Annotated in this window: 20 protein-coding genes; 8 read left to right on the top strand and 12 right to left on the bottom strand. The window is 42.2% G+C overall.

Annotated elements, in window-relative coordinates:
* The first annotated feature begins 352 nt into the window (after positions 1-352).
* From ACT3IB_RS12980 to ACT3IB_RS12955, 6 genes are all read left to right on the top strand, one after another.
* Positions 353-1,393 (top strand): serine hydrolase domain-containing protein, encoded by a 1,041-nt coding sequence (locus ACT3IB_RS12980; protein ID WP_491539444.1) that lies wholly within the window; start codon positions 353-355, stop codon positions 1,391-1,393.
* A 402-nt stretch (positions 1,394-1,795) separates the two neighbouring features.
* Positions 1,796-3,469 carry a serine hydrolase domain-containing protein gene (locus ACT3IB_RS12975; protein WP_491539443.1) on the top strand — a complete coding sequence of 558 codons (1,674 nt, stop codon included), beginning with the start codon at positions 1,796-1,798 and terminating at the stop codon, positions 3,467-3,469.
* A gap of 218 nt (positions 3,470-3,687) precedes the next feature.
* A complete protein-coding gene (locus ACT3IB_RS12970) occupies positions 3,688-5,646 on the top strand; it encodes a fructose-1,6-bisphosphatase (RefSeq protein ID WP_491539442.1) in 1,959 nt (652 codons plus the stop codon).
* Positions 5,647-5,674: 28 nt separating this feature from the next.
* A complete protein-coding gene (locus tag ACT3IB_RS12965; RefSeq protein ID WP_491539441.1) occupies positions 5,675-6,025 on the top strand; it encodes a DUF1304 domain-containing protein in 351 nt (116 codons plus the stop codon).
* Positions 6,026-6,030: 5 nt separating this feature from the next.
* Entirely contained in the window at positions 6,031-6,315 is a 285-nt protein-coding gene (locus ACT3IB_RS12960; protein ID WP_491539440.1) for a transcriptional regulator, read from the top strand.
* A gap of 254 nt (positions 6,316-6,569) precedes the next feature.
* Positions 6,570-7,139 carry a hypothetical protein gene (locus tag ACT3IB_RS12955; RefSeq protein WP_491539439.1) on the top strand — a complete coding sequence of 190 codons (570 nt, stop codon included), beginning with the start codon at positions 6,570-6,572 and terminating at the stop codon, positions 7,137-7,139.
* A gap of 157 nt (positions 7,140-7,296) precedes the next feature.
* Here the strand turns inward: ACT3IB_RS12955 and katG are convergent, their stop codons facing one another.
* The gene (gene katG / locus ACT3IB_RS12950; RefSeq protein ID WP_491539438.1) at positions 7,297-9,522 is read right to left on the bottom strand and encodes a catalase/peroxidase HPI; all 2,226 of its coding nucleotides are present in this window, start codon (positions 9,520-9,522) and stop codon (positions 7,297-7,299) included.
* Positions 9,523-9,829: 307 nt separating this feature from the next.
* Here katG and ACT3IB_RS12945 point away from each other — a divergent pair, with 307 nt between their 5' ends.
* Positions 9,830-10,288: a TspO/MBR family protein gene (locus tag ACT3IB_RS12945; protein ID WP_491539437.1), complete on the top strand. Its 459-nt coding sequence runs from the start codon at positions 9,830-9,832 to the stop codon at positions 10,286-10,288.
* A gap of 12 nt (positions 10,289-10,300) precedes the next feature.
* Positions 10,301-11,464 (top strand): lycopene cyclase family protein, encoded by a 1,164-nt coding sequence (locus tag ACT3IB_RS12940; RefSeq protein ID WP_491539436.1) that lies wholly within the window; start codon positions 10,301-10,303, stop codon positions 11,462-11,464.
* Here the strand turns inward: ACT3IB_RS12940 and ACT3IB_RS12935 are convergent.
* From ACT3IB_RS12935 to ACT3IB_RS12885, 11 genes are all read right to left on the bottom strand, one after another.
* Positions 11,461-12,546, bottom strand: a complete 1,086-nt coding sequence (locus ACT3IB_RS12935) for an AI-2E family transporter (RefSeq protein ID WP_491539435.1) — start codon at positions 12,544-12,546, stop codon at positions 11,461-11,463. The two genes, ACT3IB_RS12940 and ACT3IB_RS12935, sit on opposite strands and share 4 nt — an antisense overlap.
* Positions 12,547-12,572: 26 nt before the next feature.
* Positions 12,573-13,283 carry a PIG-L deacetylase family protein gene (locus ACT3IB_RS12930; RefSeq protein WP_491539434.1) on the bottom strand — a complete coding sequence of 237 codons (711 nt, stop codon included), beginning with the start codon at positions 13,281-13,283 and terminating at the stop codon, positions 12,573-12,575.
* Between the two features lie 107 nt (positions 13,284-13,390).
* On the bottom strand, positions 13,391-14,128 hold the full coding sequence (locus tag ACT3IB_RS12925) for an ABC transporter ATP-binding protein (protein ID WP_491539433.1): 738 nt from the start codon (positions 14,126-14,128) through the stop codon (positions 13,391-13,393).
* A gap of 7 nt (positions 14,129-14,135) precedes the next feature.
* A complete protein-coding gene (locus ACT3IB_RS12920; RefSeq protein WP_491539432.1) occupies positions 14,136-15,515 on the bottom strand; it encodes an efflux RND transporter periplasmic adaptor subunit in 1,380 nt (459 codons plus the stop codon).
* A gap of 17 nt (positions 15,516-15,532) precedes the next feature.
* Positions 15,533-16,861 carry a TolC family protein gene (locus ACT3IB_RS12915; RefSeq protein ID WP_491539431.1) on the bottom strand — a complete coding sequence of 443 codons (1,329 nt, stop codon included), beginning with the start codon at positions 16,859-16,861 and terminating at the stop codon, positions 15,533-15,535.
* A 145-nt stretch (positions 16,862-17,006) separates the two neighbouring features.
* Positions 17,007-17,393: a hypothetical protein gene (locus ACT3IB_RS12910; protein ID WP_491539430.1), complete on the bottom strand. Its 387-nt coding sequence runs from the start codon at positions 17,391-17,393 to the stop codon at positions 17,007-17,009.
* Positions 17,394-17,402: 9 nt separating this feature from the next.
* Entirely contained in the window at positions 17,403-17,840 is a 438-nt protein-coding gene (locus tag ACT3IB_RS12905) for a phage holin family protein (RefSeq protein ID WP_491539429.1), read from the bottom strand.
* Positions 17,841-17,844: 4 nt separating this feature from the next.
* Positions 17,845-18,057, bottom strand: coding sequence for a hypothetical protein (locus ACT3IB_RS12900; protein ID WP_491539428.1), 213 nt, complete (start codon positions 18,055-18,057; stop codon positions 17,845-17,847).
* Between the two features lie 71 nt (positions 18,058-18,128).
* On the bottom strand, positions 18,129-19,382 hold the full coding sequence (locus tag ACT3IB_RS12895; RefSeq protein ID WP_491539427.1) for a glycosyltransferase family 4 protein: 1,254 nt from the start codon (positions 19,380-19,382) through the stop codon (positions 18,129-18,131).
* 16 nt (positions 19,383-19,398) lie between these two features.
* On the bottom strand, positions 19,399-20,622 hold the full coding sequence (locus ACT3IB_RS12890) for an ABC transporter permease (protein WP_491539426.1): 1,224 nt from the start codon (positions 20,620-20,622) through the stop codon (positions 19,399-19,401).
* 1 nt (position 20,623) lies between these two features.
* Positions 20,624-21,865 carry an ABC transporter permease gene (locus ACT3IB_RS12885; protein WP_491539425.1) on the bottom strand — a complete coding sequence of 414 codons (1,242 nt, stop codon included), beginning with the start codon at positions 21,863-21,865 and terminating at the stop codon, positions 20,624-20,626.
* Positions 21,866-21,974: the final 109 nt, after the last annotated feature.

The raw sequence follows: 21,974 nt of genomic DNA, 5'->3' as shown, positions 1-21,974 counted from the left end.
TTCTTTTTGTGTCATGATTTGTCTAAGTTAGTAGATTTTAAATTACCAACCTAGACAGAGTTAGATTTACACTCTCGGAGTACACTACCCCACTTTAATTTTGCTATGACTATCAACAAACAATCTTTTAACTAAGCCTCCCCTATTCCTTGCTGCTCTTGGTTTTTCATTCCACGCTACCTCGTAGGAAGGTTATGCGAAAAATCTTTAGCGGCCTTACCATTCTAATATTAAATCTGAATCCTTCCTATTATCTTAATTCCCGGTTATGTAAATAACACGATTATAGTTAATGGGATGTATTATTATAAGATATATAAAAGCATGTACTTAGCTGCAATGATATACGACTATGACGAAAGAAAAAACAAAACAAATACTCAGGATAGTATTGCCTGTTGCAACTATAATCTCCCTATTTTTTGTACCATGGATTTTGGTCAAGGCTTGGATATTGCCCCTGCCGGAGACGGTGCAAGAACAAGTCAATGAAGCCATTGGTTATGGGTTTGATGGTGTCATTGTGTATGTAGATCGAGCTGGCCAGCCACCGGGATTTTATGCTGCCGGATGGCATGACCGAAAAAACAAGGTCCCTGCCGACCCGCACGCCTTATTCAAAATTGCCAGTATCGGCAAGTTATATGATGCTGTTGCGATCACAAAATTGGTTAATAACCAGCGCCTGTCCCTGGATAAAACACTTGCCGATTACTTTCCGGATCTCGTCGAGAGAATCGAATATGCAGATGAAATAACCCTGAGAACGTTGGTCACGCATCGAAGTGGCATTCCCAACTTAACGGATACGCCAAACTTTTGGACAGACCCGCCAAAATCCAGTGAAGAAGCGCTTGAACGGGTACTCGATTTGCCGGCCAACTTTAAACCCGGTGAAGACTATGAATATTCAAACACCAATTATTTGTTGATTTCTAGAATTATTGAAAAGATAACGGGGCGCAATAAGTTCCAATACATCAAGGAGGAAGCCTTGGCGCCGCTCGGACTAAAAAATACCTTCGGTTCTATTCATGAGGTGAATATGGACGATCTGATGAGCGGTTACTACATTGGCGTTGAGGAGGATATCAAGACTGTAGATTACGGATCAATGGTCGCTACAGCAGAAGATGTGGGCATATTCTTACGGGCATTAAACGATGGGTCATTGTTTGATGAAGGAGGACAGGATATCTATTCTTCTCACTACGAGTATGAACACACGGGACTAATCCCCGGCTACCAGAGTATTGCTAAATATCATAAAGACATTGACGCGGTTGTCATCCAATTTATGAATACAACTGATTTTGAAGGCTTCAAATGGAATCTGTCAGAAATTATGTACAACCGTATTGTGAAAATATTGCGAAATAATACCAGCTCATAAGGATATATAAACCACACAAAAGCTTTTCAAATTCCCCATTAGGGTTATAAACTTGCGCAGGAATGTATTCCTGTATAACCCCTGCATTTATGTATTAGAAAGACAACTCTTCCCACACGTTTTCTTTGACCTGCTCAAAAAGTGAGTAACGTCCCAATATAACACGCTTAGTTGGCGGAGCGTGTACTGCTAATAATTTTCGGTTTCGTTTTAATCCGTTTCCACAGTACCTTATAAATAATTACAGCGCTGTTTTGCCCCCTATTCAAGGGCATTACGGAACATTACACTAATCAAGAAATGAAACAAAGATTTAATTTCCTTGTAATCCTATTAATTATCTCTCTTTATTCTTGCAGCTCGGATAATGGGTCGGAGCACTCTGCGGGAAGTGAGTCTGATTTGGCTGGCAATTCAATAGTTAAAGAATCTCAAATTGCTGTAAACATCGATCGGTACTTATCGGCAATCGAAGCCATTGGTTTTTCGGGTGCTATTATCGTCAGTGAAGGCGACAGCGTTGTATTGAGAAAAGGATATGGACACGCAAACCGTGAAAGCCGACGCCCCTATACGCCAAATAGCATACAGTCGCACGGTTCACTTACGAAGCAGATGACAGCGGCAGCAATTTTACTTCTTGAACACCGTGGGAAGCTTTCTGTCGAAGACTCCATTTCCAGCTATTTTGATAATCTTCCGGAACCCAAGCAGGATATCACTATTCATCAAATGCTTACCCACACATCGGGGCTGCCGGGCGGTGTTGGATCGGATGAAGAACCTATTCAGGCCCAAGCATATATCGATCGCGTAATGCAGGAGTCTTTACAATTTGATCCCGGCACAAATTACGCCTATTCCAATGTGGGATATGCCCTACTCGGAATGATCGTAGAGCATGTATCCGGACAGGGATATGAGCAGTTTCTGCGCGATGAACTGCTGTTACCGGCTGGCATCACTGAAACCGGATACGTACTTCCCAATTGGGATCAGGACAGGCTGGCAATCGGCTACCGAAATGGTACAAAGTGGGGGCTTGTATATAACCGAGGTTGGCTTGAAGACGGACCGGGTTGGCACCTGCGAGCCAATGGAGGACTACATACAACCGTGGATGATATGTACCTCTGGTTTAAAAACATCCTGCAAGGACAGGGTGTGTTGAGCGAAGAAACCGTCACGCGTTGGACCACAGGTTACATTACCGAGAGTAACCGGGAATCCAAATATGGGTATGGCTGGGTGATTTATGATACTGAATGGGGCCCCATGATTGCTCACAGCGGCAGTAATAGGATTTTCTCGGCCGACTTTGTTTGGCTCCCTGAGAAAGACCTGTTCTTTTATATTCAGGGCAATACTTCAATGATTGCCGCCTCCCAGCAACGCGCATCTATTCTCGGTGCAGCTCTTAAATCTGACTTCCTGATGCCCCCGCTCGTCGAGCCCATCGATGAGGCGAGTCCCCAGATTACCCAGCAAAGAGAAGGGCTCTACCACCTGGATGGAGGAAAACTGGAACTTACCGCTGACCATACGCGGCTTGTGGCTAAGCTCTGGGGACAATCTGCTCTAAACCTGATGCTAAATCATACCGATAAACAGAAAAATCATTTTGCGGAACTCAACCGACGCACAAGAAATGCTATGGATAAACTAAAGGCAGGTCAGAAAGATGCGCTTAAAGACTTAATGCGCCAAGGAGAAGACCCAATTGCCCCAACCGCAGCAATGCTAAAGCGTATCAACCAAATTGGCAATCTCGATTCCCTCCATGTTATCGGTACCTTCGCCAATACTTCCGGCTTCCGATTTGCAGATTACGGACCGTGGACGACCTTTGTTTATGCAGAATTTGCAAACTGGAATCAATACTGGAACATCATCTGGAATAGCGACAGTACTTTCGAAGGTGAATATAGCGGACCATGGCCGACATTCATTTTGGTTCCAACTGCTGATAATCAATACAAAGGGATACGGCAAGGGCCACCCTGGGACACGATCGAACTTCAATTTGAAGATAGATGCCTGATAAGTTCCGGGCTGAATGCTTGCAAAGAAGCATAGATTCTTTAAAAATCATTTTCAGGGAAACATTCACACCGAATCAATGTTGGGATAGAAAGAATTTTGACTAAACATATCTCAATCCCATTCTACTACTACAACTGGCTTTTTAGCTTTTCGTTCAGTATTTAACAAATAAACATTCATTCGTACGCCTTAAACTGACACAATATTTTGCATTTCACTAATCCGCATATGTACTGCTAAATACTTTACTTATGACTGATAATGAACTACGTTATCTGAAATTACTGGCTCAACAATATCCCTCCATTCGGGCAGCATCAACAGAGATCATCAATCTCAGCGCCATCCTTGAGCTTCCCAAAGGGACCGAACATTTTATTTCCGATATCCACGGGGAGTACGAATCCTTTTTGCATGTGCTGCGTAACGGCTCCGGGTCGATAAAACGACGCATTGAAGAAATATTTGAATATACTCTTGACGACCGGGAAAAACGAAACCTGGCTACCCTTATTTATTACCCGGAACAGAAAATGCCGGCTATTGTCAAAGAGCTTGATAATCCCGATCAGTGGTACCGAAAAACTCTTTTTCAGCTTATTAAACTTTGCCGCGTCTATTCCTCAAAATACACCCGAAACAAGGTACGCAAAGCACTGCCAAAAGACTTCAGCTATATTATTGAGGAACTGCTTCACGAGCAAGAAAGTACCCGAAATCGCCAGGAGTACTACAGCAGCATTATTGATTCTATTATTGACACAGACCGTTCGGGCGCTTTTATCACCGCATTGGCCCGACTTATTCAGCGACTTACCATCGCGCGCTTACATGTCATCGGCGATGTATACGACCGCGGACCGGGAGCACATATTATTATGGATAAACTCATGGAGCATCATGCCGTAGATTTCCAGTGGGGCAATCACGATATTGTTTGGATGGGAGCAGCGGCCGGCAGCCAAGCCTGTATTGCCAACGTTATACGCGTTTCCCTGCGCTATGCCAATATGGAAACCATTGAGAATGGCTATGCCATTAGCATGCTACCCCTGGTTTCACTTGCTGTAGAAGTTTATGGGGATGATCCCTGTGAGCTTTTTCGTCCCAAAGAAGCTGACGATGAATTTACCGAAAATGAACAACTGCTGATGGCCCGCATGCAAAAAGCCATCACCATAATTCAGCTAAAGCTGGAGGGGCAAGTTATTCAGCGACAGCCACAGTTCCAGATGGAGGATCGGCTCTTGCTCGATAAGATTGATTATGAACAGGGCACTATTCACCTTGGAGGTAACACCTATTCCCTGTTGGATACTTATCTACCAACCATTGATCCCGACAATCCCTATGAACTTTCAGAGAAGGAACAGGTGGTTATGGAAAAGCTTTCCTTGTCATTTAAAAACAGCGAACGTCTTCAATCCCATGTGCGATTCCTTTTTTCCAAGGGTAGTATGTACCTGACCTATAACAATAACCTGCTCTATCACGGCTGTATTCCCATGACGAAAAGCGGCCGTTTGCGGCACTTCACTCTTGATGGCAACAAACACAGTCCCCGCGAATTTATGGATCGCCTGGAGCAGCTTGCCCGGCAAGGCTATTTTGTAAATGATGAACCGGCAAAAAAACAGTACGGCCTTGATACCATGTGGTACTTATGGAGCGGCTCCCAGTCTCCGCTTTTTGGCAAAGACAAAATGGCAACTTTTGAGCGCTATTTCATCGAAGACCCTGAGACCCACCAAGAAGAAATGAATCCCTACTACGATCACCGAACCAAGGAAAAAGTTATTGATAACATTCTGGAAGAGTTTGGTATCAATCCTGATGAAGGGCATGTCATCAACGGTCACGTTCCGGTGAAGGTGACCAAGGGCGAAAGTCCCGAAAAAGCCGGAGGTAAGTTATTAGTCATAGATGGCGGGTTTGCCAAGGCCTACCAGGAAAAAACCGGTATTGCGGGATATACTCTCATTTACAATTCATATGGACTCATCCTCGCTGCGCACCAGCCTTTTGAGTCCACACAAAAAGCGATTGAGGAAGAAATTGATATTCACTCCGAAACCCGAATCCTGGAACGCAATAATCAGCGTATCCGCGTTTGCGATACCGATAACGGCAAGGAAATAGTGCGAAAAATCAAGGATCTCCAAAAACTGCTGGAAGCTTATCGATCCGGGCTGATTAAAGAATTATCATAATCTTAAGAAATTAGTGAACCGCATGTCTATGACAACTAATATTGTGATCCTGATTGTAGCCTTACTGCATATCGCTTTTTTAGTACTCGAAATGTTTTTATGGGATACCAAAATTGGATTACGCATTTTGGGCCATTCCAGAGAAAAAGCAGCTACAACAAAAACTTTAGCTGCCAATCAAGGCCTATACAATGGTTTTCTTGCCGCGGGATTATTGTGGGGACTTAGCCTCGGTTCAGAAGGTTTTGCTATCACTGCATTCTTTCTGTGTTGCATAATTATTGCGGGACTGTTTGGCGCTGCGACGGCTAACAGGATCATTTTCTATATTCAATCCCTTCCCGCAATTTTAGCTTTGCTGCTACTCTATTTGTCATAGTAAATATGCTTTTCATTTCGTTTTTAATCTTTGACAATCAGTATTCAATATCACGAATGATCAAGGGAGTTCTGGATGTAACCGATGGCAACCTGGCAACACCCATAAAAAAGTTAGAACAAGAAGGTTTCGTCGAAGTGGAAAAAACTTTTGTCGATAATAAACCCAACACCACATACTACATAACCCAAAAGGGCAAAAGGCATTTGAGAAACATCTTGATGTGTTGGAAAAGATTATCAAATTACATGATAATACATCAAAGTAAGTATGAAAAAAGACAGCACTAAAAAACTAAATATACACTCCCTGTTATCGTTAATTACCATTGTATTAGGGATTGGACTTTTGGTATTCATGATAATTGTTGAAAGTGAGCCGGGTGCAATTCCATTATTGTTAATTATAACCGGTGCCGGATGGTATTTTATTATCCGATACAGACATGGATCAAAGCACACATAATTTATAAAACAGAGCGTATTTTTTTGCCTTTTAACTTTGTATCTAAAAGTACTTTCCAATAATAACCAAATAACTCACCATGAACACAAATCGCAAATTTTATCAATCTATTGCCTGGTTAGCACTTACAACAGGGCTTTTATTAATGATCCCACTAATTGCCATGCAATTTACTGATGATGTAGTATGGACACTGTCAGATTTTGTCATTGCCGGCACTCTCCTATTTGGTACCGGACTTACATATAAACTGATAACCAGAAAATCGAATAAAACAGCCTACAGTATCGCAATCGGATTTGCACTCTTTACTGGATTATTCCTCGTCTGGGTGAATGGTGCTGTAGGCATTATCGGATCGGAGGACAATCCCATCAATCTGTTGTATTTTGGGGTAATTTTTGTTGGAATTATCGGTGCGTTCATAGCCCGTTTTGAATCAAAGGGACTGGCTTTAACAATGTACGCAATGGCAATAGCTCAAGCATTAGTAGCTGCAATTGCTCTTATCGGTGGTTTTTACCAGTCCCCACCCAGCACGGTATTCCATATCATAAGCATAAATGGGTTTTTCATCACGCTATTTGTGGTATCGGCCTTATTATTTCGATATACTGCTCACAGAAATTTTGCTACTCTTGAAAAGTAGTACCTTACAGCGACAAGCTTATTGATTATCAAATAGCAAAATACCATCATATATAAAAAAAGGGAGCCTAAAAAGGCTCCCTTTCTTAGATTCGGAAAATGTCAACCATATTTGCAATGCAAAATTTTATATAAGAACTATTGCATCGTGGCTGAATTTAGTCCAGATCGAAGCGATCCAATTGCATTACCTTTGTCCATGCATCAACGAAGTCTTTCACAAACTTCTCTTCTGCATCATTCGCTGCGTAAGCCTCAGAGAGCGCACGCAACTCAGAATGTGAACCAAAGATCAAATCAACGCGGGTGGCTTTCCACTTCACGTCACCGGTATCACGGTCTCGGGCTTCAAAGAAAAGCTTATCATCCGAGGTCGCTTCCCATTCGTAATCCATATCAAGAAGATTCACGAAGAAATCGTTGGTCAACGTTCCCGGCTGATCGGTTAAAACACCGTAATCAGAATCATCGTAATTCGCGTTCAATGCACGCATACCGCCTACCAGTACTGTCATTTCAGGTGGTGTAAGCGATAGCAATTGCGCCTTATCAACTAACAGTTCTTCAGGCTTGGCACCGCGTTCAGGGTTGTAATAATTACGGAATCCATCAGCAGCAGGTTTAAGCCACTCAAAGGATTCCTCATCGGTTTGCTCTGCCGTAGCATCGTTACGTCCCGGCGTAAAGGGTACGTCTATTTCATGACCCGCATCTTTGGCCGCTTTTTCAACAGCTGCGGAACCACCGAGAACAATTATATCAGCAAGTGAAACACGCTTGTCACCCGATTGGGCATTATTGAATTCTTTCTGAACACCTTCGAGCACTTCAAGCGCCTTGGCTAATTGTTCGGGATTATTTACCTCCCAATCATTTTGTGGAGCGAGTCGAATGCGAGCACCGTTGGCACCGCCCCGCTTGTCGGAATCACGATAGGTGGAAGCCGAAGCCCAAGCTGTTTTAACAAGCTCGGATACGGAGAGATCAGTATCAAGGATCTTCGCTTTAAGCTCTTCGATATCCTTGTCGTCGATTAGTTCATAATCAACTTCTGGAATTGGATCTTGCCAAATCAAATCTTCCTCGGGAACCTCAGGTCCGAGATATCGAGATTTGGGACCCATATCACGATGAATAAGCTTGAACCAGGCACGTGCATAGGCATCCGCAAATTCATCGGGATTCTCATAGAATCGTTTGGAAATCTTTCGGTACTCCGGATCTACTTTCAGAGCAAGATCCGTAGTCAACATCATAGGCGCGTTCTTCTTATCAGGATCGTGAGCATCGGGCACCGTACCGTCCCCGGCTCCGTCTTTTGGCTGCCATTGATAAGATCCGGCAGGACTTTTTGTTAACTCCCATTCATATTCAAAGAGATTCTCAAAAAAGCCCATATCCCATTGGGTAGGATCGTTGGTCCAAGCACCTTCTTCACCATCGGTGATCGTATCACCGGCTTTTCCTGACCCATAATCACTGATCCAGCCGAAGCCTTGTTTTTCAATATCAGCCGCTTCAGGTTCCGGACCTTTATGTTCTAATGGTCCGGCCCCGTGGGTCTTACCAAAAGTGTGTCCACCGGCGATAAGAGCAACCGTTTCTTCATCATTCATCGCCATGCGAGAAAACGATTGTCGAATAAAGTGGGCAGATTTTTCCGGATCCGGTTCTCCATTAGGACCTTCGGGATTTACATAAATCAATCCCATATGATCAGCGGCAAGTGGTCCTTTTAGGTTACCTTCTTCATCGTGACGCTCATCGCCCAACCATTCTTCTTCAGAACCCCAGTTTACAGAAGTGTCGGGTTCCCAGTCGTCTTCACGTCCACCGGCAAAACCAAAGGTTTCAAAGCCCATTGATTCCATTGCAACATTACCGGCCAGCACTAACAAGTCGGCCCAAGACAATTTACGACCATACTTTTTCTTGATAGGCCAAAGCAAGCGACGAGCTTTATCTAAGTTGGCATTATCAGGCCAGCTGTTCAGAGGAGCAAAGCGTTGCTGACCACCGGCAGCTCCACCGCGACCGTCAGCAACACGGTACGTTCCGGCAGCATGCCACGACATTCTGATAAAGAGTCCGCCGTAGTGCCCCCAATCCGCAGGCCACCAGTCTTTCGAATCAGTCATGAGGTCATGAAGATCTTGCTTAACAGCCTTAAAATCGAGCTTTTCAAATTCTTCCGCATAATCAAAATCCTCATCCATTGGGGTACTCTTGGACGAATGCTGACGAAGCATCTCCACATTTAGTCGTTCGGGCCACCATTTTTCGAGTTTTGTACCGCCGGTAGCGGTTTCATTTGAATCCCCATTATGAAACGGGCACTTGCTTTCGTTGCTACTTGATGTATTATGAGATTTGTCTTTATCCATAGAACGCTTGGTTATTCAATTTTTTATTTGTCCACTTAATCTAACCAAATCCTTTATTCATATAAATTATTTTCTGATAGAAAAATACTATACGTGATATTAGACTTAGTTATATACTTCGCTATAAACCGATTTTTTTGTAAGCTCTACCTTTCTTTCTAAATCCTTATTTAACTACTGAAAATAATTCTAAGCTAAGAACAAATATTTTATCGAGTACATAGAGAGAGCAAACGATTTTTGTTTATAATAACTTATAATAACTTTGAAAGTTATTCGCGTTTCAAAATCAAATACATGATCGAGTATGAAAAAATTAGCAGGTTTACCGGTTTGGATTATCGTTTGCAGTTTGGCCGGTGTTTTTGGAGCTCAGTTTGAGCCCGGCCCGTGGTACGAACTCTTGCAAAAACCAATCTGGACCCCACCGAACTGGGTCTTTCCCGTAGTTTGGCCCATTCTGTATGTAATGATGGGGACTTCGGCCTGGCTTGTCTGGCGGATGGAAACCGTTTCTTTATCAGATTACGAATTTAAATGGTTTTTTGTACAGCTCATACTCAATGCACTGTGGTCGTGGCTTTTTTTTGAAAAGCACTACATTTCAACCGGCTTGGCTGAAATATTACTGCTTTGGATTGCCATTACCTTTACTCTACTTCTTTTCTGGAAAAAGAATCGTCTTGCAGGACTGCTACTCCTCCCCTACCTACTTTGGATAAGCTATGCTTCGGCCCTGAACTTTGCGATCTGGCAACTTAATTAGTCTATATAATTTATGCAGCATTTTGACTACATAATAGCGGGTGCAGGTGCATCGGGACTTTCTCTCGCTTGGAAAATGCTGCATTCGCCATTGTCCGAAAAAAAGATCCTCATCCTCGACCAGTCCCTTGGCCCCAGAAATGATAAAACCTGGTGTTTTTGGGATGCTTCCGATCCTCCCTTTGCCGACTTGGTTTATCGGAAATGGACTGAAGCAGAAATCAGTATATTTGGGAATCGATCCATTGAACACTTAAATGATTACACGTACTATTGCCTGCGAAGCGGCGATTTTCGCCAGCATATTTTAAAGAGTCTCAAAAGCCATCCCAACTTTGAGCTACTTGAAACTCCAATTACGGAGCTATCGTACAACGGCCATAATCCCACCTTGGGCACTGAAAATAATTCTTTTGAGGCAGACTATATTTTCCAAAGTTGCTTCACCCCTTGGGATGAGGCCGAAGATCATCCCCGCCATCCGTTATTGCAGCACTTTCTGGGATGGGAAATTACCACATCAAACCCGGTATTTGATGATAATGCATTTACTTTAATGGATTTTGATCAAACTTTTGGAGAGGGAATTGCTTTTATTTATCTGTTGCCCTGGTCAAAAACTTCTGCTCTTGTTGAGTACACGATTTTTTCGGACACTCTGCTTGATAAAAAGCAGTACGCGGAAAAGCTTTCCCTATATTTAAGCAACCGATTTGATCTTAAGCCAATAAATTATAGCATTGACCGGAAAGAGTATGGGAAGATCCCGATGGAAGATCGCCCCCACAAACCGTGGTATAAACCCGGGATACTTAATCTTGGTACATTTGGAGGAGTTACCAAACCTTCTACCGGCTATACCTTCAAACGCATCCAAAAACAAACTGATGCAATTATCAGAGATTTAATATCGGAGAATAAATTACTACCACAACCTCCTTCTAAAAAACGGTATAAAGCATATGACCTCTGGCTGCTACAAATTATTGATCAGCATCCCAATGACGCATTTAAGGTTTTTAATCACCTTTTAAAAAATAATACACTGGATGATGTCTTTCGATTCCTTGCTGAGGAATCGTCTATTCGGGATGATCTGAGTATTATGAGCAGCGTACCCTATCTTCCTTTCCTGAGAGCTATATGGAAAACACGGAACCGTCTGCGAGAAATCTAATCCTTGCTACTTTCTGCTACTGATTCAGCAGGTTTATATTCCCCGCGATTTCCCAACAAGTAACCGTATGGCTTTAACGCTTCAACCTGATCAAAAATACATTTTAAGATTCCCAACAGGGGTACGAACAATATCATCCCGGAAATACCCCACAGCTGACCACCAATAACGAGAGCTATTAATGCCATAAAAGGATTAATACTTACCTGCGAACCAATTACATTCGGAGTAATAAAATTACCTTCAAGGAACTGAACCACCGCAAATACGACCACCACTCCAATCGGATTCAATAGAGAATCAGTAAATAAAAGTGCAAAAATGATAGCGGGCAGACTTCCCAGTATGATTCCTATGTAAGGGATGATGGCGAGAATAGCCGCAAATGCTGCAAAAAATAATACATGATCAATACCGACAATCCATAATCCTATTGCATTTAGTACTCCCAGAATTGTAATGACCGTCATCATCCCCACAATATAATTCTGTGTCACCGTCTGGACACTGTCGATAACGGAATCAATAGCATCGTTTTTCCCATCCACGGCAGTATGCAAAAAAGTGCGGTACATTTTTTTGTAATACATCATAAAAAACACAAAAAATGGTAGCAGTCCTAAAGTCGTAAAAACGCTAGTTGTGGCTCCCAGCACCGTACTGACATATTCACCACTTTTATTAATAGCCGTTTCAAGCCCCCGTTCTAAAAACTGTATTTGCCGGTCGGGAGAGAGATTAAATGTTGACTCAAAAAACTGTATCAGATCGGTGCTCAAAGTCTGTAATTTGGCATTGGCTTCGGGCAAACGATCGGCAAACTGAATAAACTGGAAGGAAAGCAATGACATAATACCTCCCAAAATTACAGCGATTAATATAATACTGGTTACAATAGCCAGAATTCTATTAAATTTATGCCGCTGTAACCATGAGCTGATCGGATCCAATAACATGGCAATAAGAGCCGCAAATGCGAGAGGCATTAAAATAAATTTTCCGTATGATAAAACGATGAACAACAAGATAATCCCAAACAATATTGTTGTTCCTTTCAACCAAGTTGGAAAATCTTTTTTCATCAGATATTTAATATTGGCAATTGATATTATACATCTAGTTGATCCCCTAAATCAGTCAACGGCGGGTCATAGTCTTCCTGGAAAATTTCGAATGGAATCCTATATCCTACTTCTTCTTTAACATTGCTATCCTCAATTACCTCCTGATACGTTTCATAACAATCGAGTGCCGTTAAAAATTTTTGATAATCCTCTTCATTGGCTTGAACCCAACAGTCAATATCGCCCTGTTTTGATGAGGTCAGATTAAACTTCCCCTCCCCCTCATCTTCACTGTAATGGGTGAAAAAGGCCAGTCTTTTTGGATAGTCAAAGCCCTCTCGTTTTAAATCACAATACACACTCTTTACTGCCGCGTGACTTACCAGATGATCTTCGAATCCACTGATGCCATGCACCGCATAGGTTACCAGTACATCGGGTTCAATTTTCTGAACCTGTTTGCATATCACTTCCTCAATATCAGCAGGATCCATCTCTTTCAATCCGCTATCGGGCAGATCGAATACTGTCATCCCATTTAAATCAAGTACTTTTTCTACACATTGCATCTCTTTGTACCGTATTTTTCCCATCTCTTTTTTATTTACTCCCAGACGAAATCGCTGTTTGGTAGCCTCTCCTTTCGTCAGGGTAAACAGATATACTTCATGACCGTTTCTACGCTGAGCAGCAATGACCGGGGCCGGACCAAATGACTCGTCATCGGGATGGGGGAAAATGTAAAGAATTTTCATGGCAAGATGTTTTGATTAAATCATTTGCATGATGTTAATCATAATTTTACTACCACAAAACCCAAATGTGCTACAAAATTAATTGCGCCAAAAACAGACTCTAAATACTATGTTGCGGCTGCTTCAATCTGGATCTGCTCATTTTTCAATGCAGGATCATCAACTTTCTCATCGCTTTCAATCTTTCCATCACGAAGACGAATAATTCGACGGGCATGCTCGGCAATTTCAGGTTCGTGTGTAACAACAATAATCGTATTGCCCGACCGATACAGCTCCTCAAAGAGCATCATAATCTCTTCTCCCGTCTGGGTATCAAGGTTACCCGTAGGCTCATCAGCCAATAAAATAGAGGGATTATTGACCAGTGCACGAGCAATGGCTACCCGCTGACGTTGCCCGCCGGAAAGTTCATTAGGTTTGTGATCGATACGATCTCCCAGCCCAACCCGCTCTAAGGTTTTCGCTGATCGCTCATGACGTTCAGCAGTTTTAACACCTGAATAAATTAGAGGCAACTCCACATTTGAAAGGCAATCCGTCCGTGGGAGCAAATTAAAGGTTTGAAATACGAAGCCGATTTCCCGATTGCGAACCTCCGCAAGATCAGCGTCATCAAACTGGCTGACATCCTCTCCATTTAAGATATAACTGCCCGAAGTTGGGGTATCCAGGCAACCGATAAGATTCATCAACGTAGACTTCCCGGATCCGGATGGCCCCATAATAGCGATGTATTCATTTTCCAATAAATCAAAGGTGACACCATCGAGAGCACGGACCTCCTGTGTTCCCATCTGATAAATTTTGGTTAAGTCCTCTACCTGAATAATCGGTTTTGCCATTCCAATCTTAATTTGAAGCCATTCGGCTAAACTTATTATTGTTTACATTCACCTTATCGCCATCCGAAAGCTCACGTGATAACATGCGGTAACTACCTGTGACCACTTCTTCACCAGCTTCAAGTCCGGATAAAACCTGAATATGGGTATTATCACTAATGCCCGTTTTTACTTCTTTACGCTTCGCTTTGCCTTCCTCTACCACAAAAACCACTTTCCGCATATCCTCTTCAGGTATGATTAGATCTTCATCCACAGTCGTGGTATCGCTGTCCGTAGTATCATTCTGTGCAGATGCACTTTCATCCGCAAAATCACGCACGGTCACAGCTTGTATTGGTACCGAAACAACATTGCGCACGGTCTGTGTTTGCACATCTACCGTGGCAGACATTCCCGGTTTAAAGGATGGAACAAAATGATCCTCCGGCATCTCCTCGGAAGCCTGTTGCACCAGTTGAGTATCTCCCACCATATCAAGATTGTGGGGCGTAGCTACCCTGATTTTTACTTCGTAATTGGTAACCTGCTCATTCGTTCCCTCTCCGGAAATTTCAGCAGAATTGGCAATTTCTGTCACCACACCATCAAATGAGCGTTCGGGATAGGCATCAACGTCAATATTTGCGGTATCACCGGTCGAAACATTTACAATGTCATTTTCATTAACCTGCACCTGTACTTCCATCTGATCCATATTAGCAATCCGAAGAAGTTCGGTTCCGATGGACTGAGTATTGCCCAATACACGTTCGCCAACTTCAACGGCCAATTTACTTATGGTCCCATTCCGTGGGGATCGAATAATGGTTTTTTGCAACTCTTCCTTAGCCTGTTCGAGCTGGGCTTCACTGCTTTGCACCTGGTACTTAGCAGCATTAAAGTTCGCTTTTTGAGCTTCGTAATTTGTCTTCGACTGCACATATTCCGTTTTGGAAATAGCTCCTGTTTCATAAAGCTTTTTATTCTGCTCAAAAACTGATTCAGCCTCCAACAGCGATGCACGGGCTTGCTCCATGCGTGCTTTTTGGGTAAGCAACATCGCATTCGTTTCATCAATTCGAGCCTGATAAATATCAGGTTTTATACGCACTAAAAGTTCTCCCTGTTTAACATAGTCACCTTCTTTAATCGGTAGTTCTATGATCTCTCCGGACACTTCAGGACGTAAAATAACCTCCACCTCCGGCTGCATTTTGCCTGAAGCTGAAACAATCTGTGTAATCGTTTTAAGCTTGGCTTCGGTTACCTCTACCTCCTTAGCTGCCTGTTCACCTCCTATCCACCCCATCGATTTACCTAATATTGCGCTTGCTCCCAGTAAAACGACAAGACCAATACCTATATATAATAACTTTTGCGTAGCTGTCTTTTTCTTTTTTGACATTTTTAGATTCTATTCTCTTAATTTAATGACATTTCTTTATCTAATTTACCAATATAATAATCCAGAAGCTTTTCTTGGAAAATCAGATTATATAACGCTCGTGCATTATCTGACTGTGCCTGAACATAATTTGCATTGGCATCACTGAGTTCTATTAACGTGCTCGCACCAACATTATAACGCTCTTGCTGTGTTTCATATGTTCTTTCAGCAGCTCGTAATGCTTTTCTTGTTGACTCCAACTCTTTTTGATATGACAAATAATCATTATAAGCCTGCGTTACTTCCTGAATTATTTGCAATCTAGTGTTTTCTAATCCCAGCTTAGCATTTTTTAAATTTATTTTAGCCGTCTGAATCTGGTTCATACGATTCCAATTATTGAAGATTGGAATATTTAGCGAAAACCCTATCGAGGTGGTATAATTTTGATCATAAAACTGATCACTGAAAGGAATTCCTCCACCCAGATATTGATCGTTGTATGAGGACGATAATCTCGCACTTGCACTTAACGTAGGGAGTAGATTAAACTTTGCCTGTTTTAACTGAAGTTCAAGAGCTGTTAGGTCTGCCATTTCACTTTTAAGGTCAGAGCGATTATCCAGGGCATTGGATATTAATAGGTCTATATTAAATTCTTGTCCTCCAATCTGAATGTTACTATCAGTTTCCAATTCGGGATTTACAAATTCATAATTCCCCCTGGGATCAATCTGCAATTGTCGAACCAGTGCAAGCCTGCTCATCTTTAAGTTATTCTCACGCTGTGTCAGGGTAAGCTCATTACTGGCTACTGTTGACTCTTGATTATACAAATCCACCGTTGGTCGGGAACCGACTTCAACTTGTGCTTTTACCTGCTCCAGCTGTTTTTGAGAGGCTTCAAGATTTTCTTTGGCAATTTCCACCAGTTGTTTGTCCAAAAGTACCTGTAAAAAATTTGATGCCGCATTGAAGATTACATTTTCTTTGGCTCTTTGTAGGCTCTCCTCAGAAGAAAGCTTATCAGCTTTGCTTCTCCTCAAACTTAAAATATTTTCAAAGCCATTAAATAGGGTTACGTCGGCACTTAAACTCCCGTTTAATCCATTGGTAACATTATTTACATAAACATCCGAGTTACCCTGTCTAACAGGCTGCTGCCCTTTTCTACTTGACCCACTGAGATTCCCTGAAATTGAAGGAGCAAAATCAGCATATTCACTGAAGATTCCTTTTTCGGCAAGCTCTAAATTGTTGGAGGCCTGCTTAAGCTGATAATTATTTTCAAGAGCTATATCAATGGCCTCTTGCAGCGAAATTTTCTGGGTCTGGGAATCCTGAGCCTGTACAGTAATACTCAAAATTAATACACTGAATAATAAACAGATACCTTTGCGCATGTCGATAATTTATTTTTTTGGTTTACAACTCGGGAGGTTACACGATGAATGATACGAATTGTTACAGAGAGGAAAGGTTATTTTACGTTAAATTATGAAAAGGGATTTAATCATCCTGTGTGCCGTTATTAGACGATAAGTGCTCTTCGGCCTTTTCTTCGAGAATATTTTCGACATAATCAGTAGCAAAATTTATAGCCTTACGTGTAGCAAGTCTCTTTAACTCCGATAACAGCGCTCCACTAAAATCTCCGCTTTTATCAGAAGAGGCTGCAGATGATCTTCTCTTATGGCCTAATAAAAATCCTATCAATGCCGAGGCCCCCACAATCGGCAAAGGATGTTTTCGAATGATATTTTGAGGAGATAAACTACTGCTTACATCTTCGCGAACCTGATCAATTGAGTTATCGAGCTCTCCTTGAATTTTATTTAACTCCTCTTCCAGCTCCTGCTTCTTTTTCTCCAGTTCATCAACTTTTTTATGTGCCATAATAATACCCTATGCTTCTTTGGATTTCGACTGCGCTTCTTTTTCAATTTTCAAAGGTTCTTCAATAGCTTTTCCATTCTGTTCGATTGACTTTATTACTTCAATTTCAAACCGATGTTGAAGCTGTTTAAAAACACTTTTAGGCTTCAAATACATAAAAAGTCCTCCGACAAATAACAACGGTAACGAGACGATGACGTATCCCAAGCTTCGACTTTCCAATAAATCTCCAAGATAAATAGCCAAGGCAAATAGCAAAAAACAAAGACCTCCCAAAAGCAGGAAAACTCCAATACCACGCTGCACCGAAGCAGCCATTAATCCCGATATAGCTTCTCCAACATTGAGCATGGTAAGCTCAATGCGTTTTTCGAGATATAGTTTCAAATCAGAGATAATAGATCGTAAGCGCTTACCTAACTGATCTTTATGTTTGTCAGTCTTCATTTTTTTAATCTTCTGAGCTCAATAATTTGCCAACGATATAACCAATCAGTAATCCGCCCGCAACACTTTTAACTGGGTGCTTTCGAACTATATTCTCGGCTCGTTGTTTTAACTCCTCAAGCCGTTCCGCCAGTTCTTCGTCATCTACCATTTGGCGACCTCGATCGAGTGCGTTATCGAGCTCTTCATTTAAATTTTCTAAAATTTCTTCATCCATGACTATCGTAATCTTGTTAAAGTAATAAGCTATATCGGCTTAATTATAAGGAAATATGTAGACATTAAATATTACATATTTTGATTTTTAGCCTCAATCCAGCGTCCCATGTACTTTGTACTTTCAGTAGTATGGTGCATTAACATTTGACCGATAAAGTTTTGTGCGCGATGCTCTTGAAGATTTTTCTGAAGTCTGCAGATATTCTCTATCAGCAGATTATCGAAATCCGGTTCTGTAAACTTTTTCGCAAGCATTGAAAAACCTATTTCCTGCGCATCATGCCACGCTTTTTCATCAGAATAAAGACTTCGTGCTGCAGCGGCAAACGCTTTAGGATTTTCAGCAATCTTTCCTCCCCACACTTTAGTATCACTTACCATACCTTCTGCCCCCATTCTTGTTGTAATGCTTGGCGTCCCACACTGCATAGCTTCTATCAATTTGCCTTTAAGACCCGCACCAAACTGGAGCGGAGCCAACAGCACCTTAGAATTTTGCACCACTTTTTTTGCATCCTCTGCCCTGCCTTGCACTAAAAATCCCTCTTCGGGATTGTGCATCTGCTCTGCTTCCTGGGTAACATAGGCTCCGTATACATGCAGCCGGGCATCAGGCAATTCCCTCCTGATCATCGGCCAAATCTTCTTTTTGAGATATTTCACTGCGTCCATATTCGGGGCATGCCTGAAGTTACCAATAGTTATAAAGTCACTTCGCTCATTAAAATCCGGCAACACATTCTTTTCTTCCTCAGTCAGAGGATCAAGTAAAAAGGGCAGATACTGCAGTAAACGGGAGTCGACCTCAAATACCTCTTGGAGCAGATCCATTTCATCCTCAGAAATGATCAGGGATAAATCTGATCGATAGATGCTGGCAAGTTCTCGCTTGGCACTTTTTGAAGATAATAAATCTTCCTCTGTACACACTCGACTATCATCACGTGCCTTTTTTCGTGCTCTTCGCAGAAAATGCAAATCTTCGGTATCCAATATCCTAAGTGCATCAGGGCATTGCTCTGCCACACGCCATCCAAACTGCTCCTCCACCACGAATCGATCAAAAAGAACAATAGATGGATTAAGTTCTTCGACAAATTCGTCAAATGTTGAGCTATTCATTTTCACAGAAACCTGATCAACGTCCATATCCTGCAAGTTGGCCATGTGATCAGTTTTAGCAGCAGAGCTGGCAAACGTTACTTCCCATCCTTGATCTTTAAATAGATGGATCAATTCAAGCATGCGTTTGCCGGCAGCCGACGAATTGGGCTCGGGCCATACAAAACCAATTATCAGAACATGCTGTTGATCATCTTCCATTATACTGTGATGAAAATTATTCGTAGCGAAGACTTTCGATAGGATCCAGGCGGGCAGCTTTATAAGCGGGATATACTCCAAATAATAAGGCAATCACGAACATTCCAAAAAAGCCGGTCAGCACTGCCCATATAGGAATAACCGGTTCGGTTTCAATCCAAATTGCCATCCCATTACCGGCAAGTATCCCAAGTACAATTCCTATTAATCCGCCCAACTGACAAATAAAAATTGTCTCTGTAAGAAACTGGGATACAATTGCCTTTTTGGTTGCTCCAACTGCTTTACGAAGTCCGATTTCACGGGTACGTTCAGTTACTGATACAAGCATGATATTCATGACTCCGATACCGGCTCCAAACAGCGTAATGCCTCCAATCACAAAGCCGACGGCATACAAAATAAAAGTGAACTGATCGAAGGTGCCCGCAAGCGAATCATTCGTTTCTATTTCAAAATCATTTTCAGCACCGGGAGCCACTTTTCTAATAACTCGCATGATCCCGGTAATTTCATCCATCGCAGCTTCTATAAAATCCATAGCCGGCGCCTTTACCTGTATATCGATGTTGCGATCCCCCCCATAAATCATAAGTCCGGCGGTATATGGAATCAGCACGAACTCATCCTGAGATTGCCCAAAAACACTCCCCTTTTCATCTAAGGTCCCAATAATCCGGTATTGCTGTCCGGCCACGCGAATACTTTTACCAATGGGATTAACATTTTGAAATAACTCCTGCTGAATGTCATGACCGATAATAGCTAATAATCGTCCGTACTGTATATCCTCAGAACTAAAATTACGACCCTCACTAAGTTCATAGGCATTGTTACTAAGATAGTATTGATTACTCCCGATCACTCGTACGGTAGGATCGGTTTCCTCATTCCCGTACATTACTTTGGTGTAATCAAATGTTTCGTCCGGACTTACATTCTCGGCCAGTCGCAGCATTTCCTGAAGTCGTTCAGCCGTTTCAAAAGTAATATCCTGCCGATTTCGCACATTATCTGCAGTCCCGCCCATCCGAACAGACGGCGTCTTCGAAACGTTGATTACATCGCCTCCCATGATGCTCATGGTATTCTGGAAAAAATTGTCCAACACCGCCACCGCTGTTGTAGAAACAATCACCGAAAATACCCCTACAATAAGAGCCAATAAGGTTAACGAGGACCGTAACTTATTCGCCCAAAGAGAATCAAATGCCTGTTTAAATACTTCTCTGATGTTCATCTTATTCGTATCTCAATGATTCTATGGGATCTGATTTTGCGGCACGATAAGCCGGGATAAATCCAAAAGTTAGCCCAACAATTGAACAGAGCACAATAGCAGCTGCGACAACACTGATATCAATGCTGGCTACAAAAATCTGATTTAATAACATGCTCAGCGGATAGGAGAGCAGAAGTCCGATCAATCCACCTAAAAGACACATGATTACAGCCTCAATTAAAAACTGGTATAAAATTTCCCAGGCTTTGGCTCCTACGGCTTTTCGAATTCCAATCTCTTTGGTGCGCTCACGTACTGATACAAACATGATATTCATGACCCCAATGCCACCGATAATTAGTGAAAGTGCTGTAAGTCCTCCTCCAACCATGTACAGTCCGGCTTTAAATGACGAAAGCTGAGCTTCAAAAGCTTGTGGTTTATTTAGCTCAAAATCATTTTCTTCCGTAGCATCAAGTCCGCGCACACGGCGCATAATGCCCTCAATCTCATACTCTCCTTCTTCAAGAATCTCTTCATTCGGAAATTTTACAGCAATCTGAATATTGCTGCGCAAGCTAAATAACTGTCCATAGGCCTTGATCGGTGTTATAGCGCGCCGATCCATATCAGCTAGCCCCAGAAATTTGCCCTGCTTTTCCAACAACCCAATCACCCGAAATCGCTGACCACCGATACGAACCTCTTCATTTAACGGATTTTGCCGATCAAAAAGGTTCTCTGCCAGTGTTGCACCCAAAATTGTCACTTTAGCTCCCCGTTGGATCTCTTCGGGAGTAAAAGCACGCCCTGTTTCGATCCCCAAACCGGCTGTTTCAAAATAATCATCTGTAACTCCGGCAATAAAAACACCGTCAGCACTCACCTCATCATACCTGATAGAGGTCCCTCGCGATGCCGAGGCCGAAACAGCAGAAGCAAGCCGACTAGACTCCCGGATTTCTTCCACATAGTCTAATTTAATGTCTCTGCGGCTGCGATATTTCCACCACTCATAATTGGGCCCCCGATTCCAGGGATGTTTTTCGACATACACCACATTCTGGCCCATCATGGCCATGCTCTTATCAAATTCAGCATCCATGCCATTACTCACCGCATTCATCAACGTGACCATCACAATACCAATAATGATGCAAAGCGTTGTGAGAAAAGAGCGCGTTTTATTGATGCCCAAAGCACTCAAAGAGATTTTAAGTCCCTCCCAGCTGCTGTTTATAAATCGACTTATTTTAGACATGCCCTATTTCAATTTTAAATTTTTATGACGTCTCCTTTACGAGTTAAAATACGAATCGTTACAGTAAAGTTAAGAATTTCATTTTTAGCGATCCTTCAAAATTCAGCTA

Source organism: Fodinibius sp. GM21 (genome assembly GCF_058386955.1).
The sequence above is the reverse complement of the archived record's forward strand: the minus strand, read 5'-3'. Positions and strand labels throughout refer to the sequence as shown.